Annotated in this window: 23 protein-coding genes and 2 pseudogenes; 17 read left to right on the plus strand and 8 right to left on the minus strand. The window is 69.8% G+C overall.

All coding sequences use genetic code 11. The features are described 5' to 3' along the window. Nucleotides 1-6: 6 nt before the first annotated feature. The gene (locus OHZ10_RS24265; protein ID WP_342705923.1) at nt 7-1,074 is read right to left on the minus strand and encodes an ABC transporter substrate-binding protein; all 1,068 of its coding nucleotides are present in this window, start codon (nt 1,072-1,074) and stop codon (nt 7-9) included. A gap of 216 nt (nt 1,075-1,290) precedes the next feature. Between OHZ10_RS24265 and OHZ10_RS24270 the strand changes: the two genes are divergently transcribed. The 13 genes from OHZ10_RS24270 (at nt 1,291) to OHZ10_RS24330 (ending at nt 12,466) form a co-directional block, all read left to right on the plus strand. Then, on the plus strand, nt 1,291-1,626 hold the full coding sequence (locus OHZ10_RS24270) for a hypothetical protein (protein WP_342705924.1): 336 nt from the start codon (nt 1,291-1,293) through the stop codon (nt 1,624-1,626). Between the two features lie 313 nt (nt 1,627-1,939). Next, entirely contained in the window at nt 1,940-2,122 is a 183-nt protein-coding gene (locus OHZ10_RS24275) for a Flp family type IVb pilin (RefSeq protein ID WP_041493341.1), read from the plus strand. Nucleotides 2,123-2,210: 88 nt separating this feature from the next. After that, entirely contained in the window at nt 2,211-2,684 is a 474-nt protein-coding gene (locus OHZ10_RS24280; protein WP_059237180.1) for an A24 family peptidase, read from the plus strand. Nucleotides 2,685-2,703: 19 nt separating this feature from the next. Beyond that, the gene (gene cpaB / locus OHZ10_RS24285; protein ID WP_059237179.1) at nt 2,704-3,723 is read left to right on the plus strand and encodes a Flp pilus assembly protein CpaB; all 1,020 of its coding nucleotides are present in this window, start codon (nt 2,704-2,706) and stop codon (nt 3,721-3,723) included. A 54-nt stretch (nt 3,724-3,777) separates the two neighbouring features. Then, nucleotides 3,778-5,160 carry a type II and III secretion system protein family protein gene (locus OHZ10_RS24290; protein WP_174992693.1) on the plus strand — a complete coding sequence of 461 codons (1,383 nt, stop codon included), beginning with the start codon at nt 3,778-3,780 and terminating at the stop codon, nt 5,158-5,160. Nucleotides 5,161-5,175: 15 nt separating this feature from the next. After that, a complete protein-coding gene (locus OHZ10_RS24295; RefSeq protein WP_059237177.1) occupies nt 5,176-5,556 on the plus strand; it encodes a CpaD family pilus assembly lipoprotein in 381 nt (126 codons plus the stop codon). 20 nt (nt 5,557-5,576) lie between these two features. Then, a complete protein-coding gene (locus OHZ10_RS24300; RefSeq protein ID WP_059237176.1) occupies nt 5,577-6,800 on the plus strand; it encodes an AAA family ATPase in 1,224 nt (407 codons plus the stop codon). Then, nucleotides 6,797-8,221 (plus strand): CpaF family protein, encoded by a 1,425-nt coding sequence (locus tag OHZ10_RS24305; RefSeq protein ID WP_342705925.1) that lies wholly within the window; start codon nt 6,797-6,799, stop codon nt 8,219-8,221. The genes OHZ10_RS24300 and OHZ10_RS24305 overlap by 4 nt, the downstream gene beginning before the upstream one ends. Beyond that, nucleotides 8,218-9,195, plus strand: a complete 978-nt coding sequence (locus OHZ10_RS24310) for a type II secretion system F family protein (RefSeq protein ID WP_342705926.1) — start codon at nt 8,218-8,220, stop codon at nt 9,193-9,195. The genes OHZ10_RS24305 and OHZ10_RS24310 overlap by 4 nt, the downstream gene beginning before the upstream one ends. Then, the gene (locus OHZ10_RS24315) at nt 9,192-10,136 is read left to right on the plus strand and encodes a type II secretion system F family protein (RefSeq protein WP_174992689.1); all 945 of its coding nucleotides are present in this window, start codon (nt 9,192-9,194) and stop codon (nt 10,134-10,136) included. Before OHZ10_RS24310 ends, OHZ10_RS24315 begins: the two co-directional genes overlap by 4 nt. Beyond that, complete coding sequence (locus tag OHZ10_RS24320; RefSeq protein WP_174992688.1) at nt 10,133-11,008, plus strand: tetratricopeptide repeat protein; 876 nt, start codon at nt 10,133-10,135, stop codon at nt 11,006-11,008. Before OHZ10_RS24315 ends, OHZ10_RS24320 begins: the two co-directional genes overlap by 4 nt. Continuing rightward, nucleotides 11,005-11,433, plus strand: coding sequence for a TadE/TadG family type IV pilus assembly protein (locus tag OHZ10_RS24325; RefSeq protein WP_059237172.1), 429 nt, complete (start codon nt 11,005-11,007; stop codon nt 11,431-11,433). The genes OHZ10_RS24320 and OHZ10_RS24325 overlap by 4 nt, the downstream gene beginning before the upstream one ends. After that, nucleotides 11,426-12,466 (plus strand): TadG family pilus assembly protein, encoded by a 1,041-nt coding sequence (locus OHZ10_RS24330; RefSeq protein WP_342705927.1) that lies wholly within the window; start codon nt 11,426-11,428, stop codon nt 12,464-12,466. The genes OHZ10_RS24325 and OHZ10_RS24330 overlap by 8 nt, the downstream gene beginning before the upstream one ends. On the opposite strand, the gene OHZ10_RS24335 is transcribed toward OHZ10_RS24330, so the two are convergent. Both OHZ10_RS24335 and OHZ10_RS24340 read right to left on the minus strand, forming a co-directional pair. Beyond that, nucleotides 12,430-13,692, minus strand: a complete 1,263-nt coding sequence (locus OHZ10_RS24335) for a glycosyltransferase family 87 protein (RefSeq protein ID WP_342705928.1) — start codon at nt 13,690-13,692, stop codon at nt 12,430-12,432. The two genes, OHZ10_RS24330 and OHZ10_RS24335, sit on opposite strands and share 37 nt — an antisense overlap. 15 nt (nt 13,693-13,707) lie before the next feature. Further along, complete coding sequence (locus OHZ10_RS24340; protein WP_342705929.1) at nt 13,708-14,787, minus strand: glycosyltransferase family 2 protein; 1,080 nt, start codon at nt 14,785-14,787, stop codon at nt 13,708-13,710. A 281-nt stretch (nt 14,788-15,068) separates the two neighbouring features. Between OHZ10_RS24340 and OHZ10_RS24345 the strand changes: the two are divergent. Further along, a pseudogene (locus OHZ10_RS24345) lies at nt 15,069-15,280 on the plus strand (phage protein NinX family protein); the annotation flags it as partial. A gap of 7 nt (nt 15,281-15,287) precedes the next feature. Here OHZ10_RS24345 and OHZ10_RS24350 read toward each other — a convergent pair. Together OHZ10_RS24350 and OHZ10_RS24355 are read right to left on the minus strand one after the other, a co-directional pair. After that, complete coding sequence (locus OHZ10_RS24350) at nt 15,288-16,535, minus strand: glycosyltransferase family 87 protein (protein WP_059237168.1); 1,248 nt, start codon at nt 16,533-16,535, stop codon at nt 15,288-15,290. 6 nt (nt 16,536-16,541) lie between these two features. Continuing rightward, nucleotides 16,542-17,639 (minus strand): glycosyltransferase family 2 protein, encoded by a 1,098-nt coding sequence (locus OHZ10_RS24355; protein ID WP_342705930.1) that lies wholly within the window; start codon nt 17,637-17,639, stop codon nt 16,542-16,544. A 316-nt stretch (nt 17,640-17,955) separates the two neighbouring features. Between OHZ10_RS24355 and OHZ10_RS24360 the strand changes: the two genes are divergently transcribed. Continuing rightward, entirely contained in the window at nt 17,956-18,330 is a 375-nt protein-coding gene (locus tag OHZ10_RS24360) for a phage protein NinX family protein (RefSeq protein WP_342705931.1), read from the plus strand. A 22-nt stretch (nt 18,331-18,352) separates the two neighbouring features. Here the strand turns inward: OHZ10_RS24360 and OHZ10_RS24365 are convergent, their stop codons facing one another. Both OHZ10_RS24365 and OHZ10_RS24370 read right to left on the minus strand, forming a co-directional pair. Beyond that, nucleotides 18,353-19,339, minus strand: a complete 987-nt coding sequence (locus tag OHZ10_RS24365) for an ABC transporter substrate-binding protein (RefSeq protein ID WP_342705932.1) — start codon at nt 19,337-19,339, stop codon at nt 18,353-18,355. Nucleotides 19,340-19,515: 176 nt separating this feature from the next. Next, nucleotides 19,516-20,394 carry a LysR family transcriptional regulator gene (locus OHZ10_RS24370; RefSeq protein ID WP_256086559.1) on the minus strand — a complete coding sequence of 293 codons (879 nt, stop codon included), beginning with the start codon at nt 20,392-20,394 and terminating at the stop codon, nt 19,516-19,518. A gap of 100 nt (nt 20,395-20,494) precedes the next feature. Between OHZ10_RS24370 and OHZ10_RS24375 the strand changes: the two are divergent. Next, nucleotides 20,495-22,066: pseudogene (locus tag OHZ10_RS24375) on the plus strand (MFS transporter). A gap of 97 nt (nt 22,067-22,163) precedes the next feature. Beyond that, complete coding sequence (locus tag OHZ10_RS24380; RefSeq protein WP_059237163.1) at nt 22,164-23,105, plus strand: AEC family transporter; 942 nt, start codon at nt 22,164-22,166, stop codon at nt 23,103-23,105. 60 nt (nt 23,106-23,165) lie between these two features. Here OHZ10_RS24380 and OHZ10_RS24385 read toward each other — a convergent pair whose 3' ends face one another. Continuing rightward, nucleotides 23,166-24,341 carry a LysR family transcriptional regulator gene (locus OHZ10_RS24385; RefSeq protein ID WP_342705933.1) on the minus strand — a complete coding sequence of 392 codons (1,176 nt, stop codon included), beginning with the start codon at nt 24,339-24,341 and terminating at the stop codon, nt 23,166-23,168. Nucleotides 24,342-24,349: the final 8 nt, after the last annotated feature.

Here is a 24,349-nt window from a genome sequence, read left to right on the forward strand (position 1 = left end):
TCCGGATCAGGAGAGGGGCTTGCCGGCTGCGTCGTATCGCTGCCAGTAGTGGTCGAGCTTCAGCGTGCGCAACGCATTGTCGAGATACTTCGGCTGGAACCAGCCATCGACGTCGACCGGCTGACGGATCAGCTTCAGGTTCAGCGCATCCTGTGCGACGGCCTTGTAGCGCGCGACGAGGAACGGGTCGATCAGCGGGGACAGGCGGTCCTTCAGGCGCTGGTTCGCATAGTCGGCTTGCCACGACGCATACGGCACGCCGCTCTTCGCCCACAGCTTGAACAGCGCATCGCGGTTCGCCTCGTCGGACGACCATTGCGCGCCCTTCACGAACGCGGTGACGACGCGCTGCACGATGTCCGGGTGCGCGCGCTCGAAATCGTCGAGCACGAGCAGGTGAGTCTGGCGCGTCAGTTGCGGGCCGTCGTTCTGCGATTCGTAGATGATCTTCGCGAGCCCTGCATCGCGCAGCTTGTACAGCTGATAGTCGCCCACCGATGCATCGATGCCTTTCGACGCGAGCGCGGCGAGCGAGCTGGCGGAGTCGAGATTGATCACGCGCAGGTCGCGTTCGCCGAGGCCGTTCTTCGCGAGCGCGTTATCGGCGACGAGCTGCAGGTTGGTGCCGCGGAAAATCGATACGCGGCGATCTTTCAGCTCGTTGATCGAACGGATCGTCGAATCGGGCGGCACCGCGATCTTGACGCCCGAGCGCACGCTCGCGGCGAGCAGCAGGTGCGTCCTGATCCCGTTCGAGCGGGCGAGCACGGCCGGCAGGTCGCCCTGGTACGCGAAGTCGAGCGCCTTGTTGGCGATCGCCTCGTTGACGGCGGGCCCTGCGCCCTTGAAGAACAGCCACTGCACCTTGATGCCGTCGGCGGCGAATTCCTTTTCGACCAGTTGCTGCAACTGCACGGTGGCGGCGCTCGATCCGCCGAAGGTCGGCGGATCGCCGGCGCCTTGCTGGGCGACGCCGATGCGGATGGTGGCGGGTTGACCGGCGTGCGCGGCAGCGGCCGGCAACGCAACGAGGGACGCGATCAGCAGCGATCGCAGCAGGCGCAGTGGAAGCATGAATCGTTGGATCCGGGACGTTGGGGGACGAGGCCGGGCCTGAGCCCGTCGGGTCATTCTCGATGACGTGCCGGGGGCGGACAAGCAACGATTTGAACTATGCTTATCGGCGCTTTGCGGACTGCCGTGCATGGCGTTCCGTCATGTGCGGACGAGCGCCGCACTCACATGCATTGGAAATCAATTCAGGATTCCAATCATATCGATTGAAGCAGGATGCTGAATCCGGCAATTGCCGAATGGAAAATCGCGATGCCGGCGAGCATGAATCAGCGTGGAAATCGCTTGCCTAATCGGGGCGGAAAGACGGGGAAGGGTAATCGGGAAGACGTGATGCGAGCACGTCGTTTTTGCCGGATCGACAGGGCCGTCGCGGTGAGACGGGTGTATCTGGATCGGTTCCGCATGCCGATAAAGCGAATGGAAACGGTTCGGTTGCCGATCGGTAAATCATGTGCCTCAACAGATGCCTTGCCTGTTTCGGTACGCGAATCATTCGAAGTGCCGCGAGAAAAAATGACGGCAAATGAGCGGCACGGCTTTCACCGTTGAAGGGGGAAATCCATAAATGCATTCCGACGCCAAATTATTTGAATTCGCCTGAAAAATTGTCTATACCCTAGACGAATCGGCGCGGTTGCTTCGTGTGGAACAGACCGCGCCAAGGGCGCAGGCACGCAACGATCGACGTCGTCGTTGCGCGTCGCGCTTGCAGTAGTCGGGAGGATTCCGGGGGGATGCGCGCGACCTCGTGCCAGGGTTGCGCGCATGGATCGCAATGGGCGAAGGTCCTGCGCAACCGCCGGAGCAACAGCGCGTCTTTTCGTTCAACGGTCGGTCACCGACCCGTTACACGGAGGTTGCCATGCTGCAATACGTCAAGTCCCTGCTGCGTGACGAGCGCGGCGTCAGCTCGCTCGAATATGCCGTGCTGGCCGGTATCGTCGTGGTCGCGCTGGCGGCGGTCGGCGTGATCCTCAGCAGCACCAGCGGCGGCTTGCCGAGCGTGTTCACAACGCTGATCAACAAGGTGACGAGCCTGATCTGATCCCCTGAACCCGCGCGCCGCCGACGCACACCGGGATCCGCAGCGGTAGAACGTATCCGGCCGGGGCGTATCGACGGACGGCTCTCCCATGCTCACGCTCGTGCAGTCGGTGGCCACGGTCTTGCTGGCCTCGCTCGCCGCGCAGGATCTGCGCGACCGGCGCCTGTCCAATCGCGCGGTGCTGGCGTTCGCGGCGCTCTATTTCGTCGCGGCGGCGCTCGCGCGTGACGGGTTCGCGCCACTGGCCGGGCATGTCGCGACCGGCGCGGCGGTGCTGCTGCTGTTCGGCGGCATGCGCCACGCGGGCTGGATCGGCGGAGGCGACGTCAAGCTGGCGGCGGCGGTATTCCTGTGGGCGGGCCCGGCACTGGTGTTTCCGGTGCTGACGAGTGTCGGCGCGGGCGGTCTCCTGTGCGGCCTCGCGTTGCTGGCGTCGCGGCCGCGCCGCGACGCGCCGGTCCGCGCGCTCGCCGCTCGCGGCGTGCCGTACGGCGTTGCGCTCGCGCTCGGCGGCACGCTGGCCGTCTGGGCGTCGTTTCCACATACGGTTTCGCTTACCTAGCCGGGGGACGCACGCCGCCATGCCCAAACCGTTGAGAATGGCCGTGCTCGTCGTTGCCGCCGGCATCGGTGCGTTCATTCTGCGCGAACTGTACGTCGCCGCGTCGACGCCGTCGGTGCCCGCGGAAACGGATCAGGCGCGCGTGCGGGTCGCCGCCGCCGATCTGCCGGAAGGGTTGCTGCTGCGCGACAACGATCTGGCATGGAAGCGCATGCCGCGCGCGCAGGTGCCCGCTGGCGCGTTCGTCGAGTCGCAGCCGGGCGCGGACCTGAAAGGCGCGCTGCTGCGCAACCATGTTGGCGCGGGCACACCGATTCGCGTCGAGAACGTGATTCCCGCCGGGGCGCCGGATTTTCTCGCGGCTGCGCTGCAACCCGGCATGCGCGCGATCTCGGTGCCGGTCGACGACGTGTCGGGCAACGCGGGGCTGATCCAGCCGGGCGACTTCGTCGACGTATTGCTGACGCAGCAGATCGGCGGCTCGGCGACGTCGCCCGGCACGTTCGAAGCGGAGACGGTGGTGCGGCGCGCGCGCGTGCTCGCGGTCGGTTCCGAATTCCAGCGTGCGAAGCCGCCCGCGAGCGCGCCGGACGCGACGGCGCGCGCACGCACGGTCACGCTCGAGGTCGCGCCGCGCACCGCGCAGGTCGTGCTGGTGGCGACTCGCCTCGGCTCGCTGTCGCTCGCGCTGCGCAGTTTCGCGACGAGCGACCGGCGGCAACCGGCAGGCGGCGCCGAGCAGGAGCCCGATACGCAGCCCGTGTGGGCAGGTGACGTGTCGCGCGCGGCCCGCGAGGCTGCACGCGAGCCGTCCACCGGGCCGGATACGGGCGCGCGGCCGGCGTGGCGAAGCAACGCGGTCGTGATCTATCGCGGCTCGTCGGTCGACGACGGAGCGCGTGGCGGCGGGGCCGGCACGCCGGGCCTGCCGCCGCTGCCGTCCGGGCTGCCGTCCTGGCCGGCGATGCCCGCGACACCAGGCGGCGCCAACGTTGCGGCGGAGGCCGCCGCACCGCCGCCGGCAGCGGCGGCGCAATGACGGCTTGACGATTCGGGCCGCCCGCCCGGCGGCCGGCATTTGACGGGAACACGCATGGTGCGCATGGTTCGTTCGATCGCTTTCCTGGGCCTGGCCTGCGTCCTGGCGTCCGGGGGCGCGTCCGCGCAGGTCGCGCGGGCGCCGGCCGCGGGCGAGGCGCTGTCGATCGCGACCGGCAAAGGGGAGCTGCTGTCGCTGCCCGAGCCCGCGGCCGCGATGTTCGTCGCCGATCCGGCCATCGCGGACATCCAGGTTCCGTCGCCGCGCACCGTGTTCGTGTTCGGCAAGAAGGCGGGCACGACGACGCTGATCGCGCTCGGCGCGAACCATCGCCCGATCCTGCGCAAGACGGTGATCGTGCAGGTCGACACGGCGTCGCTGCAGGGCGTGCTCGACAGCCGCTTTCCGCAGCTGAAGCTGGCGGTGTCCGGCGCACCGGGCTCGCTGATGGTGTCGGGCAAGGTGCCGGGCGCGGCCGACGCGGACGCCGTGATGCAGTCGCTCACGCCGTACCTGCACGACAAGGAAAAGATCGTCAACCGGCTCACGCTGTCGCGCCCGATCCAGGTGAACCTGCGCGTTCGGGTGACCGAGGTGAGCCGCAACATCACGCAGCAGCTCGGCATCAACTGGAGCTCGCTCGGCAGCGCCGGCAACTTCGTCGGCGGGCTGTTCAACGGACGCACGCTGTTCGATCCGACGACGAGCCTGTTCAACCTGTCGCCGGCGGGCGCGTTCTCGGTGCTCGGCGGATTTCGCGCGGGGCGCTGGTCGATCGACGTGGTGCTCGACGCACTCGACCAGGAGGGCCTGATCACGATGCTCGCCGAACCGAACCTGACCGCGATGTCCGGCGAAACCGCGAGCTTCCTCGCGGGCGGCGAGATTCCGATTCCGGTTGCGCAGGCCGGTTCGTCGACCGGTGCGATCACGGTCGAGTTCAAGCCGTTCGGCGTGTCGCTCGATTTCACGCCGACCGTGCTCGCCGACAACCGGATCAGCCTGAAGGTGCGGCCGGAAGTGAGCGAGATCGATGCGAGCAACAGCGTGACGACCGGCGGCGTCAAGGTGCCGGGGCTCACGGTACGGCGCGTCGAGACGACGGTCGAGCTGTCGAGCGGGCAGAGCTTCGCGATCGGCGGGTTGCTGCAGAGCCAGACGGCCGACACCGTATCGCAGATTCCGGGGCTCGGCCGGCTGCCGATCATCGGCCGCCTGTTTTCGTCGAAGAACTTCCAGGACAACAAGACCGAAGTGGTCGTCATCGTCACGCCGTACATCGTGCAGCCGGCCGGGCCCGGCCAGCTCGAGCAGGCGATCGACACCGTCGCGCGGCCGAGCAGCGACCTGGAGTTCGCGGTGCAGCGCAACCTGGGGCTCGACCTGCTGTCGGGCGACACGCCACGCCTCGTCGGCGCCGCGGGCTTCGTGTACTGAACAGGAGGAGCGCGCATGCGAACCCGATCGACCGTTGCCGCACTGCTACCGCTGGTGCTCGCGGGCTGCCTGTCGGCGCCGCCGCCGGTCAACCTGCCCGATGCGCGTGCGATCGGCTTCGACGGCACGCACGCGGTGCCGCCCGACTGCGCGAAGCTGATGCAGCCATCGCATCTCGTCGACGCGGGGTACGCGCGGCCCGGCGTGCCGTTCGGCTGCGCGACCTACGCGAACCTCGCGGCGATGCTCGCGCGGCCGGAGGATCTCGTCGCACCCGTGCCGTACGGCGGCGCGGACGCGCAGACCGCGGCCGACGCGGTGCGCCGCTACGTCGAGGATCGCGTGAAGGTGCCGACGCCGGGCAAAACGCAGACGACCGTCTCGCCCAGCCATTGACCGGACCGGATGCCATCACGATGCCGCCCATGAACCTCCTCGACCGTCAGAACGCCAGGCGCGCCACGTCCGCGGGCGCGGCCGATCTCGTCGCGGTCGTATCCGATTCGGGCAGCCACGACGTGATACGTCGCGTCACGCAGGAGCTGTCGATCACGCGCACCCAGCTGCAGCTGGGCACCTGCGACGATGCGATCCGGCTGCTGCAGCAGTACGAGCGTTCGCCGCGCCAACTCATCATCGACGTGTCGGATTCGGTGCTGCCGGTGTCGGACCTGATGCGTCTCGCCGACGTGTGCGACCCGTCGGTGCGGGTCATCGCGATCGGTACGCAGAACGACGTCGGGCTGTTTCGCAACCTGCTCGGCATCGGCGTGCAGGACTACATCGTCAAGCCGCTGACCGTCGAGTTGATGCGGCGCGCGCTGACGGCGACGGAATCGGTCGTCCAGGCGCGCACCGGCAAGGTCGTCAGCTTCGTCGGCGCCCGCGGCGGCGTCGGTGCGACCACGATCACGGTGAGCCTCGCGCGCTTCCTGGCGGGCGAGAAGCGCCGACGCGTGGCCTACGTCGACCTGAACCTGCATGGCGGCGGCGCGAATTCGATGTTCGGGCTGTCCAGCAACAACGGGCTGATCGAATTGCTGAACATGGGGCAGCGCCCCGACGACGCGTTGTTCGAGCGCATGTTCGTGACGAAGGGCGACCGGTTGCACGTCCTGTCCGCCGAACTGGCGTACGGCGCCGACGCGCCGTTGGGCGACGAGGCCGTCGCGCGCCTGGTCGACATGCTGAAGGACCGTTTCCACTACGTGCTGTTTGACGTGGGAAGCAGCGCCGGCAAGCTGCTCGAGGACGCGCTCGTCGCGTCCGATCTCGTCCATGTCGTGGTCGACCGCTCGGTGCACGCCGCATACGAGGCCGCGCGGCTCGTGCGTTTCGTGCGGGAGCTGCCCGGCGAGCGGCTGCTGTCGATGGTACTGAACAATCCGCTCGCGCCGGTCGCGGGCCGCGTCGAGCCGGTCGATTTCGAAGAGGCGTTCGGCGGCGCGAAGCTGCACGAACTGCCGCACGAGCCGCAGACGCTCGCCGTCGCCGAGAACCTCGGCGAGCCGATCGAAGGTGCGAAGCGGTATGGCTTCGTCGACCAGATCCGGCAGCTCGCGAACGGCATCACCGGCGAGCCGATGGTCGTCGCCGAGCCGTGGTATGCGCGGTTCGCCAGGTGGAGGAAGGGATCGTGACGTTCGGTACCCGCAACCGGCCGCCGGCGGACCCCGAGCCGGCCGCCACGCCCGCCGTGGCGCGCGAGCCCGTGCCGGCCCCGGTGGACGTGCCAGCGCCTGTGCCGGTGCCCGCGTCGGCGCCGGCCCGCGCGCCGGTGGCAGCCGATACCCACGAGGCGCTGATCCGGTCGAGCAAGTTCGATGCGATCCGCAGTGCGGTGTTCGCGTCGATGAACATGTCGGCGGCGCTGATGAAGACGCGCGACGAGGTGCGCGCGGGCATCGAGCAGGTGGCCGCGCACACGGTCGAGCGCGAGCGCCTGAAGATCACGGCCGGCGAGCAGGTGCTGATCGTCGATGCGATCCTGAACGACATGTTCGGCGTCGGGCCGATCGAGCCGCTGCTCGCCGACGATACGGTCACCGACATCCTCGTCAACGGGCCCGACCAGGTTTATGTCGAGCGAGCGGGCCGGCTCGAACTCACGGCGCTGAAGTTTCGCGACGACGCGCACGTGGCGAGCGTCGCGCAGCGGATCGCGGCGGCGGTGGGGCGGCGCGTCGACGAGAGCAGCCCGATGGTCGACGCGCGACTCGCCGACGGCAGCCGCGTGAACGTCGTGCTGCCGCCGGTCGCGATGCGCGGCCCGTCGATCTCGATCCGCAAGTTCGCGAAGCGCGACATCACGCTCGCGCGGATGGCGCAGCAGGGCAACATATCGCATCCGATGTTGCAGGTGCTGAAGGTCGCGTGCGCGTGCCGGCTGAACATCGTGATCTCGGGCGGCACCGGCTCGGGCAAGACGACGCTGCTCAATGGGCTGTCGCAGCACATCGAGCAGCACGAACGGATCGTGACGATCGAGGATGCGGCCGAGCTGCAACTGCTGCAGCCGCACGTCGTCAGCCTCGAGACGCGGCCGGAGAATACCGAGGGGCTCGGCGGGATCTCGCAGCGCGATCTCGTGCGCAACGCGCTGCGCATGCGGCCCGACCGCATCATCCTCGGCGAGATTCGCGGCCCCGAGGCGTTCGACGTGCTGCAGGCGATGAACACGGGTCACGACGGCTCGATGACGACGATTCACGCGAATTCGCCGCGCGATGCGATCAGCCGGCTCGAGAGCATGGTCATGATGGCGAACGCGAACCTGCAGCTGCTGTCGATCCGGCGCCAGATCGCGAGCGCCGTGCACCTGTTCGTGCAGATCGAGCGGATGCGCGATGGCGTGCGGCGCGTGACGCGGATCACCGAGATCGTCGGGATGGAAGGCGAGGTCGTCATCACGCAGGACCTGTTCGCGTTCCGTCAGGAAGGCGACACGACGCGCGATGCGGTGAAGGGCGTGTTCGAGGCGTCGCCGTTGCGGCCGGGATTCGCGGCGCGTGCCGCGTATTACGGTGTCGAGGATGCGCTCGCCGAGGTATTCCGGCAATGAGGGCCGCCGACCTGTTCGCGGCCGGCGCGTTCGTGATGATCCTCGCGATCGGGCTCGTGCTGTCGTCGCTGTTCGACCGCGCGAGCCACACGCCGGCCCAGCGCATCCGCGCGCGGCTGCGCCGGCTGTCGCCGTTGCTCGCCGGGCGCGACGGGCACGGGTCCGCCGCGCCCGGCGTCGCGCTGTTCAACCTCGAGCGCCGTCAAGGCCGCCTGCGCGCCTGGCTGCAGCGCCGCGTGACGCGCGTGCGCGCGGTAGGCGGCAAGGGCGGCGTGAAGATCGTCGTCACGAGCACGATCGCCGGCGCGATCGCGGCAATCGTCGCGGTGAAGCTGATCGGGCCGCCGGGCTTCCTGCGTCCGCTGATCTACGCCGGATTGCCGCTGGTCGCGATGCGCGCCAGCTACCGTGCGCTGGTGGAGCGCTTCCGGATCCGCTTTCTCGAAGCGTTCCCGGACGCGATCGACGTGATCGTGCGGGCAGTGCGCGCGGGCATTCCGGTCACGCAGGCGATCAGCATGGTCGGAGACAGTGCGGCCGAACCGGTGCGCGCGACGTTCCGGTCGATGGGCGACAGCCTGCGCGTCGGCGCGGATCTCAAGGACGTGCTGACACAGGCGGCGGACCGGCTGACGATCGCCGACTTCTCGTTCTTCACCGTCTACTTGCTGCTGCAGCGCGAAACCGGCGGCAGTCTCGGCGAAACGCTCGACGAGCTGTCGAGCATCATCCGCACGCGCCGCGACATCCGCCTGAAGACCCGTGCGCTGACCGCCGAAGGGCGCATCACGACGAACATCATTTCGGCGGTGCCGTTCGTGATGATCGGCGCGCTGTTCCTGGTGAACCGCGATTACGTGATGCTGCTGTTCAGGACGCACGCGGGACACACGATGCTGACGATCGCGGCCGGGTTGCTGACGGTCGGCCTGCTGGTGATCCGCAAGATCTCGAGACTGGATACCGCGCGATGACGATGTCGATACTGGCCGCCCGCGGCCTCGAGTTGCTGTTGCTGCTCGCCTGTGTCGCGGTGGCGCTCGCCACGCCCGGCGGCGGTACCCGCCAGCGGATCGCCGCGCGCGTGCGGCAGGCGGCCGGGCAGCACCCGCCTGCACCGGTGGCGGGGTGGCTGCAGCCGGGCGGGGTCCGCCTTGACCTGACGCGCCGGCTCGCGCAACTGGGCGAACGGCTGCCGGTGCTCGACCCGATGCAGCGCGTCAAGCTCGGCCTGCAGCTGACGCGCGCGGGCTTTCGCGAGCGCCGTGCGGTGTCGTCGATGATCGGGATCAAGCTGAGCTGCGGCGTGCTGTTCGCGTGCGGCGCGATCGTGTTCAGCCCGCTCATTCCGCGCTTCGGCGAATACTTCGTGATCCGTGCGCTGGCGATGATCGCCGCGTTCGTGATCGGCGTGATCGTGCCTGAATACGTGCTCGGCGCGATGATCCGGCGGCGGCGGCGGATCATCGCCGCGTGCTTTCCGGACGCGCTCGACCTGCTCGTGATCTGCACGATGGCCGGCAACAGCCTCGCGTCGGGCATCCGGCGCGTCGCGCACGAGCTGTCGCGCATCTGCCCGCCGCTCGCCGACGAGCTGACCGTATGCGCGGACGAGCTGACGCTGAGTGGCGACGTATCCGCGACGCTCGCGCATTTCGCGACGCGCGTCGATTTCACGTCGGCGCGCTCGCTCGCGACCACGCTGACGCAGTCGCAGCGGTTCGGCACGCCGATCACGCAGGCGCTGCGCACGCTGTCGCGCACCGAGCGCACCGAGCAGATCGTCGCGCTCGAGGAGCGGGCCGCGAAGCTGGCGCCGAAGATCACGCTGCCGATGATGCTGTTCATCCTGCCGACGGTTTGCCTGATCGCGGCGGGCCCGGCGGCGATTCGCCTGCTCGAGGTATTCAGATGACACGATCCGTCGTACGCGCGTTCGCGCTCGCGGCCGTACTGCCGGTACTGGCCGGCTGCGGCACGCCGGGCATCCAGACGCGGCCGGTGCTGTCGCACCGGAGCGACGACCCGCAGGCCGAGCTGCGCATCGCGGACAGCGCGCTCGCGGGCGGCAACGTCGATCTCGCGTCGACGCTGTACGAGAAGGTGCTTGCGAAGCATCCCGATTCGCTCGCGGCGCGCCTCGGGCTCGGCGACGTCAACTACCGCGCGGGCGATCTGGAGCGCGCGCGGATCCTCTACGACGAAGCGCAGCGACAGGCGCCCGCGGAGCTCGGCCCGCGGCTCGGGCTCGCGCGCGTCGCGTTGCGGCAGCGCCGTCTCGACGAAGCCGCGCAGCGCTATCGCGACCTGCTGGCCGCGCAGCCGGATCATCCGCTCGCGGCGGAAGGGCTCGGTACCGTACTCGACCTGCAGGGGCGTCATGCGGATGCGCAGGCCGTGTATCGCGAGGCACTGCGTGCGCATCCGGACGCGCAGGGGTTGCGCGTCGACCTTGGGCTGTCGCTCGTGCTGAGCAACCGGCCGCGCGAGGGCGTGAACGTGCTGCTCGACGTCGCCGGGCTGCCGTCCGCGCCGTGGCAGGCGCGCCAGAACCTCGCGTTCGCGTACGGCGTGCTCGGCAACACCGATTCGGCGAAGAAGCTGCTGTCCGCGGATTTGCCCCCATCGGCGGTGGCCGACAACCTGCGCTTTTACCAGGCGGTGCGCGCGCGGCTTGCGTCGCGCGGGGGCGCAGGGGTTGCCGGAGGGGCCGGCAGCCCGCCGCCACTGTCCGGCGCGGCGCTGGAACCGGGCGTCGCACCGCCGGGTGCGGGGGCTGCAAAATGACACGCGGGGCGACGGGCGCGCGCCGCGCGCGCGGCGTCGTGTCCCTCGAGTTCGTGCTGATGCTGCCGTTCCTGCTGATGGTGCTGATCGGCATCATCGACACGAGCCTGATCCTGTGCGACAAGGCCGTCATCACGAACGCGAGCCGCGAGGCGGCGCGCGCCGGCGTCATGTTGCGGGTGCCGATGCTGACCACGACGCAGATCGCCGGCATCGCACAGACCGCCATGCAGAACAGCCTGATCACCGGCGGCACGGCGACGACACCGGCGGTGACCGTGACGCAGGCGAACGGCACGACGTCGGGCACCGCGCTGACGGTGACCGTGACCTACACGTACTCGGGGCTCGTGCTGGGGTCCGCGTTCAGCGCGCTGACCGGCCCCGTGACGGTCTCGGCGACGTCGGTGATGCTCTATGAATGACGTGACCGCCACGCAACCGGTCGGCCCCGTGCGGCAGCGCGGTTCGGTCGCGCTGTTCTTCCTGCTGTTCCTGATTCCGCTGCTGTCGTTCGGCGCGCTGGCGATCGATATCGCGTGGGTGGTCACGGTGAACAACCAGCTGCAGAACGCGGCCGATGCGGCCGCGCTCGCCGGGGCCGATGCGATGATGTCGCCGAGCGGCGGCGCGGTGAACTGGTCGCAGGCCGCGCCGGCGGCGAACGGTGTGATCGCGCTGAACTCGGCGGCCGGTGCGGCGCTGTCGACCGGCACGGTGACCACCGGATACTGGAACGTCACGCGCAGCCCCGCGTCGATGCAGCCGACGACCATCACGCCCGGCACGTACGACGTGCCGGCGGTGCAGGTCACCGTGTCGCGCGCGCCCGGCGTGAACGGCGGCTCGATTCCGCTGCTGCTCGCCGGGTTGCTGGGGATTCCCGGCGCATCCGACAGCGCGACCGCGGTGGCGGTGCTGGCGGCGCCGGGCGGGATCGGGGCAGGCGGGCTGTTTCCGGTCGCGATCGACCAGTGCGTGTACAACCTGTACTGGAACGCGGCGACCAACCAGCCGCTGATCAATCCGCTGACGGGCCAGCCGTTTGAATTCTCGATCACGAACGGTCAGATCTATGGCCTGCTGTGCATGGGCGGGCAGTGGACGTCGTTTCAGTCGACCGCGACCGACGCGTCGACGATTGCGGGGCTGATGGCGACTGGCAATCCGACGACGCTCAACATCGGCGACAGCATCAATCTCGCGACCGGCTCGAAGACGGCGCTCTACGCGTCGGTGCCGGTCGGCACGACGGTGGTGGTGCCGGTCGTCACGCAGACCGCGACCAGCACCACCGTGCCGATCGTCGCATTCGCGCCGTTCCATATCGACGTGTCGCTCGGCGGCTCGTCCAAGTACATCCAGGGCCATTTCGTCGCCGGCGTGAAGATGACGGGCGTCGCGACCGGCGTGGGGCCGTACTACGGCGTATACGTGCCGCCGCGCCTCGCGTTTTGAGCGCCCGGGCCGGCGCGGCGCAGCAGCACGAGCAGCGTGAACAGCGTGACGGCCGGGCCGACCTGCGGCCATTGCAGCCACGGGTTCAGGTATTCGACGGCCGGCAGCAGCCACATGAGCGCGATCGCGGTCTGCTCGCCGTGCCGCCAGCCGTCCTGCCAGCCGGCCGCCAGCATGCACGCGATCGCGATGCCGAGCCAGGCGAGCTCGTAGTGCCACACGTACGGGTTCGCCGCGAGCGTCGCGACCGCCAGCACCGCCGCGCGCAGGCGGACGTCGCGCGAGCGCGTCCATACGACGCAGGCGACGGCGATCGCCAGCGCCGCGACGCAAGCCTGCGCGGCATACGCGATGCCAGGCGGCAGGCCCGCGAGACGGAAGGCGGCGAATGGCGCAGGCGACGCGAGCCAGAACACGACGCCTTGCTCGAGGAGGAGCGACCGCGCGAGCGCCGTACCGGCGACGAACAGGTGTAGCGACTCGACACCGCAGATCAGGACGCTCAACGCGGCGAACGCGGTGGTGGCGAGCGCGGCCCACGCGATCGTGCGCCATGCGCGCGTCGCGACCAGCACGAACGGGAACAGCAGCGCCATCTGCGGCTTGGCCGACAGCAGGCCGATGCAGAGGCCGGCCCACATCGGCCGGCGGTCCGCCCAGCGGACGGCCAGCGCCGCGCACGACGCGGTCAGGAACGCGTTCTGCCCGAACATCGCGGTGACGAACACGCACGGAGCGGCGACCAGCGCGATCCCGCCGGCACGTGCCGCGCCGGGGAGCGCGCCGAGGCCCGATACGCGTAATGCGGCGAAACCGAATACGACGACACCGAACGCGACGAACAGCGGATAGCCGATCGCATGGGGCAGCAGCGCCAGCGGCGTCACGAGCAGCAGGTTGGTGGGCGGGTACAGCCACGCGACGAAGTTTTCGTGGCGGAACTGCGGGAACAGTTCGGCCGCCAGCCGCGCGAAGGTTGGCAAGTCGTACGCTTGCCACGGCGAGCCGTGCAGCATCACGTACGACGCCGTCCAGAACACCGCGTAGCCGGCGCCCGGACGTGACAGGGCGGTGGCGGGCGCGTGACGTATGACGGATATCCAGAGTGCGAGGAGTAGCGCGTAGCACGCGAGCGCGACGGCGCTGTATGCAACGACGCGCCGGGGTGTCAGCCAGGCGCGCAGGGGAGGGGCCGCCGATCGCGCCGATTGCCGGGGGAGATCCATGCGTCGCATGCGCGGTTACTTGGCGGAGGCTTTCCGCGCGCCGTGGCCGGCCACCGCCGCGGGTAGTGGCGTCCGGCGGCGGGCCGCGTGCGGGCGCTTGAGCGGGAACTGCAGCAGCGTCGACGCCGGATGCGCGGCTGCGTCACGCTGCGCGTGGAAGCGCTGCCGCACGAGATAGACCGGGCGCTGCTTCGATTCGTGATAGATGCGGCCGAGGTATTCGCCGATGACGCCGATGCCGATCAGCTGGATGCCGCCGACGAACAGCATCGCGGAGATGAGCGACGCGTAGCCGTGCACGGGATTGCCGAACAGCAGCGTGCGCATGACGATGTAAGCGCCGTAGACGAACGAGAGCGCGGCGAACACGAGGCCGATGTAGGTCCACACGCGCAGCGGCACGGTGCTGAAGCTCGTGATGCCTTCGAGTGCGAAGTTCCAGCGTCGCCACCCGGAGAATTTCGAGCGGCCGCCGCTGCGTGCCGCGCGCGTGTATTCGATGATCTCGGTGCGGAAGCCGACCCACGCGAACAGGCCCTTCATGAAGCGCCGCCGCTCGGGCAGCGCGCGCAGCGCGTCGACGACCTGGCGGTCCATCAGCCGGAAATCGCCGACGTTCTCGGGCATTTCGACTTCGGAAAGGTGGTTGTGTACGCGGTAATAGAGTGCGGCGGCCACGCGCTGCATCAGCGGATCGCACATGCGGTCGGTGCGCTTCGCGGCGACGACCTCGGCGCCGGCGAGCCAGCGTTGGAGCATCGCGGGGATCAGTGCCGGCGGATCCTGCAGGTCGGCGTCGATCAGGATCACGGCCGCGCCGGCGGCTTCGTCGATGCCGGCCGTGAGCGCGGCCTCCTTGCCGAAGCGCCGGGTGAGATCGACGATGCGCACGCGCGGATCGCCGGCGGCGATGTCGATCAGCCTGTCCAGCGTGCCGTCGCGGCTGCCGTCGTTGATGCAGACGATCTCGAAACGGACCGACTCGACCGATTCGAGGATGGGCAGCGTGGCCGCAAAGAATGCGCCGATTGCTTCGTCCTCGTCATGGAACGGCACGACGAGCGATACCAGTGGTTTTCTGGCGTGCGCGGACATACGTCCCCCGAGAGATCCGGCCTGCGCTGCACCGTATGAATCCGGTTGTCGTCCGCTGCGGGCCAGACGACAGGCATTCTGATCATTGTAGGCAGGAATCGGAGATTCGTAACACGAAATGACGCGGGTGCGGCGGTGGGCGTACGAGCGTCAGGATGACGGGCTGGACATCGAGACCGGTGGCGGCGCCGCGCTGCGCGGGCGTAACCCGGTGCGCAATCGTGTCCGGGATGACCCGGTTGGCTTGCCGCAGGACGGGAGGCGATGACGCGTGCGTGCACAACGGCGGCCCGATCGTCGAGCGGCTGCCGTTCGACGCGTTCGAGCGCGACGGCGGGCGGGACCATGGCGTGCCGTGCTGCACCGGGCCGTGCCCGCCGCGGGCGAGCGCTGCACGTTCAACTGGTCGGGGCCGACGCTGCCGGTCGACGCGATGCGAACGCGCGTCGCGTCGACGTTTGAAGGCGACCTGCCGGACCTCGAAGCGATTTGAACGATGCTTATCGCCGCTCGGGGGACGACGGGAGCGCGCACGCGCGCTGCAGCAGCACGAGCAGCGCGATCGCCGTGACGGCGGGCCCGATCTGCGGCAGCTTCATCCACGGATTCAGAAACTCGTACAGCGGTAGCGCCCACATGGCGACGACGATGCATTGCTCGCCCCGCCGCCAGCCGTGCTGCGATCCGATGGTGATCATGCATGCGATCGGGATGCACAGCCAGGACAGTTCGTAGTGCCATACATAGGGATTCGCGGCCAGCGTCGCGACGACCAGCACCGCGCCACGCAGCCGTGCGTCCCGGCTCCGGCGCCAGACGAAGCACGCCGCGGCGATCGCGATCGCCGCGATGACCGCTTGCCCGGCGAAGGCGAGTGCGGGCGACAGGCCGGCGAGCCGGAACGCCGCGAACGGCGTCGGCGACGCAAACCAGAACGGTACGCCATGCTCGATGATCAGCGAACGCAGCGCGCCGGCATTCTGCAGGAACAGCCGGACCGATTCCATGCCGCCCGTCGCGATGCCGAGCACGGTGAACGCGGTCGCGAATGCCGCGGCCCACGCGAACGCGCGCCATGCACGCGCGGCAATCAGCACGAACGGAAACAGCAACGCCAGCTGCGGCTTGACCGACAGGAGTCCGATGCAGAAGCCGGCCAGGATCGGCCGCCGGTCGACGCAATACACGGCGAACGCCGCGCATGCGGCGGTCAGCATGGCGTTCTGTCCGTACATCGCGGTCACGAGCACGCCCGGGCAGGCAAGCAGCGCGAGCCAGCCGATGCGTGACGCGCCGGGCACGGCGGCGAGCCCCGACACGCGCCAGGCCGCCAGGCCGAGCAGCACGATGCCAAGTGCGATGAACAGCGGATAGCTGATCGCATAGGGCAGCAGCGCGAGCGGCGCCACCACCAGCAGATACGACGGCGGATACAGCCACGGCAGGAACGCGAAGCGTCCGGTCGACGGGAACAGCCCGGCGAGCACGCGCGAAAACGTGGGGACGTCGTAGGCCTGCCAGGGCGAGCCGTGGAGCATCAGATGGGACGCGGACCAGAACACCATGTATCCCGAGCCGGGGCGGAACGTGCCCGGATCGGTCGAGCGAGCGCCGATCCAGACCAGGATCGACGCGAACAGCACGCCGACCGCCAGCATGACCACGCTGTAAAGCGCGATGCGTCCGGGGGTGAGCCAGACGCGGACGGGGCGCGCGTCGCCTTGCATCGACGAACCGGAAATATCCATGCGGCGCTACTTGACCGACAGATTGCGCGGCGTCTGCACGGCGAGGGTTGCCGCCTGCCGGCGCCGGGACGCGGCGACGCGCCGGACCGGAAACTGCAGCAGCTTCGAGCCGTCCGGCTGGGCGGCATGCCGCGCGGGCTGCTGGCCAGCATGGGCATCGGCGCGATAACGGCGCCGCACGAGATAGACCGGGCGCTGCTTCGATTCGTGATAGATGCGGCCGAGGTATTCGCCGATGACGCCGATGCCGATCAGCTGGATGCCGCCGACGAACAGCATCGCGGAGATGAGCGACGCGTAGCCGTGCACGGGATTGCCGAACAGCAGCGTGCGCATGACGATGTAAGCGCCGTAGACGAACGAGAGCGCGGCGAACACGAGGCCGATGTAGGTCCACACGCGCAGCGGCACGGTGCTGAAGCTCGTGATGCCTTCGAGTGCGAAGTTCCAGCGTCGCCACCCGGAGAATTTCGAGCGGCCGCCGCTGCGTGCCGCGCGCGTGTATTCGATGATCTCGGTGCGGAAGCCGACCCACGCGAACAGGCCCTTCATGAAGCGCCGCCGCTCGGGCAGCGCGCGCAGCGCGTCGACGACCTGGCGGTCCATCAGCCGGAAATCGCCGACGTTCTCGGGCATTTCGACTTCGGAAAGGTGGTTGTGTACGCGGTAATAGAGTGCGGCGGCCACGCGCTGCATCAGCGGATCGCACATGCGGTCGGTGCGCTTCGCGGCGACGACCTCGGCGCCGGCGAGCCAGCGTTGGAGCATCGCGGGGATCAGTGCCGGCGGATCCTGCAGGTCGGCGTCGATCAGGATCACGGCCGCGCCGGCGGCTTCGTCGATGCCGGCCGTGAGCGCGGCCTCCTTGCCGAAGCGCCGGGTGAGATCGACGATGCGCACGCGCGGATCGCCGGCGGCGATGTCGATCAGCCTGTCCAGCGTGCCGTCGCGGCTGCCGTCGTTGATGCAGACGATCTCGAAACGGACCGACTCGACCGATTCGAGGATGGGAAGGGTGGTCGCGAAGAATGCATCGATCGCTTCCGCCTCGTCGTGAAAAGGCACGACGAGCGATACCAACGGCTTCAGGGTGTGCCTGGACATACGTCCCCCTGTGAGATCCGGTCTGCGCCGCATTGTCTGGTCCTGTTGTCGCCGAACTTGTGGAAACGGGTCCGGATCGGCGCGCGTTTGTGTTTGTGATGGTCTGGCTGGCTGGCCGCGGGCCGGGCGGGCAGCCGTCAGATCATTCTACGCACGAATGACGCGCAGGTGACAGGGTGCGCGGGTTTGTGCGGGGGAGGGGTTTCAGCGATGCGGCCGGCCGCCGGCGGGGCGCTGCAGCGCCGTCCCCGGGGCGGTTACGCGTGCGGGCGCAACGGTTAGCATGTCGACTGGAATGACGGTGACGGAGAGGGTTATGCAAGTTCAGGAGCTGACCGGCGGGCCGCTGGATTACTGGGTCGCGATCGCGGAAGGCCACGACGCCCCGCGTGCCGACGCGTCCGGATGCACGTCGATTCGCGTGGCGGGCGGCGTGCCGACGCCGTTCGCGCCATCGTCGTCCTGGGCGGACGGCGGCCCGATCGTCGAGCGGCTGCCGTTCGACGCGTTCGAGCGCGACGGCGGGCGGGGGCCATGGCGTGCCGTGCTGCACCGGGCCGTGCCGGCCGCGGGCGACCGCTGCACGTTCAACCAGTCGGGGCCGACGCTGCTGGTCGCCGCGATGCGCACGCTCGTCGCGTCGACGTTCGGCGACGACCTGCCGGACCTCGATATGGCGCTGCCGCGCTGAACGCCGCCACGCGCGGCAGCGCTCAGGCCGACACGTTCCGGACCGCAATCGACGCGACGTCGACGCGCCGTGGCAGGATCGCGTCCGCCGCCGCGCGATCGGCGACGCGCTGCAGCACGTCGATGTCGGCGCCGCTGAGGCTGCGCTGCGCGAGCGCGGCCCGGCGGGCGATGTCGGTCGCCGCGTCGGGCGGCAGGCGCGTGAGCGACGCGTAGACGTTCGCGTAGTCGGCCGGGTGCGCGAGCGCCCATTGGCCGGCGCGGGTGAGCCGTGCGAGCACGTCCGCGAGCGCCGCGCGCTTCGCGCCGTCGTTCAGCGTCTCGACCGGCGACGTGAGGAACGCGAGCCCCGAATTGATGCCGCTGCCGTCGCGGACGATGCGTGCGCCGCGTCGCACTGCATGGCCGTAATACGGGTCGAACGTGGCCCAGATGCCGATCCGTTTCGCCTCGAACGCGGCGAATGCATCGACGGGCAGCACGAAGCGCACGTCGACGTCGCGCGGGGCGAGGCCGTGTTCGCGCAGCGCGCCGTACAACTGGTATTGCGAGATGCTGCCGCGCGCCGACGACACGACGACGGTTTGCCCTTTCAGGTCGGCCACCGTGCGAATGGGCGAGTCGGGCTGGACGACGATGCCGAGCGACGCCGACGAGCCGACCCGCGTTGCGACGATCCGCAACGACGGATCGTCGAGCGCGGCCGTCAGTACCGGCAGGTCGCCGGCCGGGGCGAGATCGATCGCGCCCGCGCGCTGGGCCTCGAACAGCGGCGCGGCGCCCTGGAAATTGGCCCAGCGGAACCGGTAGGGCGTGCCGTCCAGCACGCGCGCGGCTTCGGCCAGCGCGCGCAGGCCGCCGGCCTGGTCGCCGAGCACGAGCGTGACGCTCGACAGGTCGGTGCCGGCCGCGCGGGCGGGCAGTGCGATGCCGCCCGCGAGCGGCGCGGCGGCGAGGGCGGCAAGACGCTGCAGCGCGCGGCGGCGCGCTGCAGCGGAAGAGCGATTCATCGGCGGCATGTCCTCGGTAACCCGCGCCCGTGCGGCGCGGCTGCCGGGCAGGTTACGGAATCGGTTTCCGGCCGACAAACATCGAATCGTGAAATGCATATTCGCGCGGCGAGCCCCGCTAGGGCCGGTAACGGCCCGGCGCCCGGGCGCTGTCGCGGATGCGTCGTGCGGATGCGTTAAGCGGCCGGCGGAACCGTGCGCAGGAATGCCCGCACCGCGGGCGCCTTTTCGAACCGCCGGTGCGCGAGCGCGAGCTCCGACGTGATCGGCTTGCCGGCAATCGGCCGGTACACGACACCCGGCAACGACACGCAGCCGGCGAGCGCATCGGGAATCACCGCGACCCAGCTGTTCACGGACACGCACGCGAGCACCGCGAGCAGGCCGCCCGGCCGCGCGGCGATGACCGGTGCGAAGCGGCCGCGGCGCGCGACTTCGAGCGTGCCCCGTTCCTGTTCGGGCACCGCGAAGCGTGCGTCGGCGAGATCGGCCGCGCGGACGGCCGTCATCGCCGCGTAGCGCGAATCGGCCGGTACGGCCGCGACGAACACGTCGCGCTGCAGCGTGACGATCCGCAGACCGCCGGGCAGCGGCAGCGGCGGACGGACGTAGGCGAGATCGAGCCGGCCCGCGTCGAGCTGGTTTGCGACGTCGTCCATCGGCACCTCGCGCAGGTTCAGTTCGATGCGCGGGTGCGCGGCGCGGAACGCGCCGACCGTGCGCTGCAGCGTGCCCGAATAGACGGCGGACGACACGTAGCCGATCTCGATCCGGCCGAGTTCGCCGCGTTCGGCGAGCGCGGCAAGTTCGCGGCCGCGCTGCAGATGCTCGAATGCGGCGCTCGCTTCGGCGAGATAGGCCTCGCCGGCCGCGCTCAGCGTGACTGCGCGGCGCGACCGGTGAAAGAGCCGCACGCCGAGCACGCGCTCGGCTTCCTGGATCTGCCGCGTGAGCGCGGGCGGCGCCATGTCCAGCGCTTCGGCCGCGCGCGCGAAATGCAGGTGCTGCGCGACGCTCAGGAACGCACGTACGTGACGGAATTCGAGCCGGTCCATGATTGCAGTTTTCGTTAATAAAACAGCTGGGAAGTGTCAATGACAGGCAACACCGGGCAAGCCTAGCATACGGCTCGTTGATCCTGTTCCGGAGTTGCCGATGTCCCAGTCTTCACCGGCGTCGCGTACGGGCGCGGCTGCCGCCCCGCGCGCGGGCGCCCGCCTGCCTGCCGCCGCGACGCTTGCCGTCGCGTCCGCAACCTGTTCGCTGATCGTGCTCGACACGAACGTGGTGGCCGTATCGCTGCCGAGCATCGCGCGCAGCTTCCACGCGAGCTTCGCCGACATCGAATGGGTCGTGAGCGCGTACATGACCGCGTTTGCCGCGTGCCTGCTGCCGGCGGGCGGGCTCGCCGATCGCTTCGGGCGCAAGCGGATGCTCTTCACGGGGCTCGCGCTCTTCTTTCTCGCGTCGCTTGGCTGCGGCATCGCACCGTCGGCCGGCTGGCTGATCGCCGCGCGCGCCGTGAAGGGCGGCGGCGCCGCGCTGCTGCTGACCGCGGCGCTTGCCGTGATCGCGAACCGGTTTCCGGACGGGCGCGACCGGGCGCGCGCATGGGCGATCTGGGGCATGTGCATGGGGATCGCGACGGCCATCGCGCCGCTCGTCGGCGGCGCGATTACCCAATGGATCGGATGGCGCTGGGTGTTCCTGCTGAACCTGCCCGTCTGCCTGCTGCTGGCGGCCGGCGCGTGCGTCGCGATCGACGAATCGAACGATCCGCATGCGAAACGCGTGGACGCCGCCGGCAGCCTGCTGTTCGGTGCGGCGCTCGCCTGCGGGATCGCGGCGCTGATCGGCGCACCGTCGCACGGCTGGCTGTCGGCCGCGACGCTGGGCCGGCTCGCGCTCGCCGCCGCGCTGCTGGCGGCGTTCATCGGCGCGGAGCGCTGGCAGGCGCGGCCGATGATCGATCTCGCGCTGTTTCGCCAGCCGCGCTTCGTCGGCGCGGTGCTCGCGATGTTCGGGTATGCGGCGTGCGCGCAGGTGATGATGACGTTCCTGCCGCTGTACCTGTAGAACGCATTCGGCATGTCGGCGATCGATGCGGGGCTCGGGATGCTGCCGTTCGCGTTCGCGATGATCGCCGGCCCGTCGCTCGGCGCGGCGCTGGCCGCGCGCGTGTCGTCCGGCGGTGTGCTGGCGGGCGGGCTCGCGCTGATCGGCGCGGGCAACCTGGTGACCGCGGCGCTGACGGCCAGCGGCGACTACCGGCTCGTCGCGATCGGCATGTTCGTGACGGGGTGCGGCGCCGGCATCATGAACGGCGACACGCAGAAGGCGATCATGGCGTGCGTGCCACCGAACCGCACCGGCATGGCGTCGGGCATCAGCACGACGACGCGCTTCTCGGCGATCGTGACGGCCGTCGGCGTGCTCGGCGCGGTGCTGGCGGCGAGCACGCACGCGCGGCTCGACGACCTGCTGTCGGCCACGCCCGGCCTGCGCGCGTTCGCCGATGCGCCGTTCATGTCGAGCCTGCTGGCCGGCGATCTGGCGCAGGCGCTCGGCCGCGTGCCGCCGTCGGCCGCCGGCACGCTGGCGCGGGCGGCCCCCGTCGCGTTCTCGAGCGGGTTCGCCGATGCGTTGACGATGAGCGGCGTGCTCGCGCTCGGCGCGGCCGTCGTAGCATACAAGTTGCTTACGCAACCGATGCGCGATGGCGCGTAACGGGGAGTGACGGGCCGGCGTGCATGCGCTGCGTATTGGACGGGCTTTCACGGAACCATTAAGCTGGCGCGTTCCGGTTTCACGCAGCGTATTCAAGATGTCATCGACGATCGAGATTCTGTTGCCCGTGTTCGGGCTGATCGCGGCAGGGTTCCTGTGCCGCCGGCGCGGCGTACTCGGGCCGGCCGCAGCGTCGGAGCTCAACCGGTTCGTCGTGTGGCTCGCGCTGCCCGCGCTGCTGTTCCAGATCATGGCGCACGCATCGTGGCACCAGCTCTACCAGCCGGCGTTCGTGGCGACATTCGCGCTGACCTGTGCGCTCGTGTTCGGCGGCGTGCTCGCGTGGCGCCTGTTCGCGGGGCGCGGGCTGGCCGATGCGAGCATCGATGCGATCGCCGCGTCCTATCCGAACACCGGCTATCTCGGCTTTCCGCTGTGCCTGCTGGCGTTCGGTCCCGGCAGCCTCACGCCGACCACGATCGCGACCATTCTCGTCGCATGCGTGTTGTTCGCCGGTGCGATCGTGCTGATCGAGATCGGACTGCAGCGCGACCGCGCGCCGCTGAAGCTGATGTGGAAGGTGGCCGGCGCGCTGCTGCGCAACCCGCTGATCGTCGCGCCGCTGGTCGGCGTATGCGTGTCGGCTGCGCAGGTGCCGCTCGCTGCGCCCGTCGAGACCTTCCTGAAGCTGCTCGGGGCGGCCGCAAGCCCGTGTGCGCTGGTCAGCCTCGGGCTGTTTCTCGCGGAGAAGCGCGAGGGGGCCGGTACCGCGGCGCGCGGCAGCGTCGCGCTGACGGCGGTGAAGCTGTTCGTCCAGCCGGCGCTCGCATGGTGGCTCGGCGTGCGCGTGTTCGCGATGCCGCCCGTGCTCGCGCAGATCGCCGTCGTGCTCGCCGCGTTGCCGACCGGCACGGGGCCGTACATGCTCGCGGAATTCTACGGGCGCGAAGCGCAGGTGACGTCGCGCACGATCCTGCTGTCGACGCTCGGATCGATCGTTTCGCTGTCGGTGCTGCTCGTGCTGGCGCGACACGTCTGACGCGGCACGCGGCTGCGATCTTGCAGCCTGTCAGCGCATCGCCGTCAGCCGGCTCGCCGGTCAGTGCGGCTTCGTCGCGATGCGATGGATGCGTGCCGCGTGCGCGACGTGCGCCGGGTGCGATGCGCGGCAATGCGTCGCCTGTCGGCGGCGAGTGCGCCGTGCGGGCTCCGGCGTGTCGGCGACGGGCGGCGTGGACATCCGTGCATCCGCGTCGGAACCGGCAGCGGCTACTGCGGTAACGGCCGGCAACCTGGCCTCGGCGTCGAGCCATGCGTGCGTCGCTTCCGCGATCAGCCCGCGCAGCCAGCACACGCCCTCGGCACACGATCCCGATTCGTTCCACGTCATCCGGTACACGATGTCAGGCGGTTCGGCCGGCAGCGTGACCGCAGCGAGCGGCAGCAGCTTCGCATAGTGCCGCGCGAGCCGGTACGTGGTGGTGAGGATCATGTCGGTGCGCACGAGCGCATGCGCGGCAAGTTCGAAGTGCGGCAGCGTGACGACGATGCGCCGCTGCAGGCCGACGCGTTCGAGCTGCCGGTCGATCGCGCCGGATGCTTCGAGCCACGACGGCGTCGGGCACAGCTGCGGCGCGGCTGCGAAATCGGCGGCCGTCATCGCGCCGCGCCTGGCGAGCGGATGCGTCGCGCGCATCAGGCACACGACGCGGTCGTCGAACAGGTCGTCCTGCCGGAAGCGCGACTGGCGTGCGGGGCGGTTGTCGATCACGACGTCGAGTTCGCCGTCGGCCAGCGCGCGCTCGTCGTCGAAACCGTCGCCGAGCGGATGGAACACGAGCTGCGCGTCCGGCGCGCGCTCGCGGAACAGCGCGACGAGCTTCGGCACGAACAGCACGTTCAGGTAGTCGGGGCAGCCGATCCGGTAGGTGCGCACCGACGTGCGCGCGTCGAACGTCGGCTGCTGGATGCGGATGAAGTCGATCACGCGCAGCGCGTTACGCAGCGGCTCGATCAGCCGCGCGCCGAACTCGGTCGGCACCATCCCGTAACGGCTGCGCACCAGCAGCGGATCGCCGAGCAGCGTACGCAGCCGCTTGAGCGCCGCGCTCGTCGCCGGTTGCGACATGTTCAGGCGCACGGCCGCACGCGATACGGTGCGCTCGGTCAGCAGCACGAGCAGGATGCGCATCAGCCGTGCGTCGAGCACGTCGAGCGCGCCCGTGGCGTCGGCCGCGCCGCGGGGCAGGGCGGCCGGGTCTAGCGGGTCCCGCATGCCGATAC

The sequence above is a fragment of the Burkholderia arboris genome, from assembly GCF_038723655.1.
Lineage (GTDB): Bacteria > Pseudomonadota > Gammaproteobacteria > Burkholderiales > Burkholderiaceae > Burkholderia > Burkholderia arboris.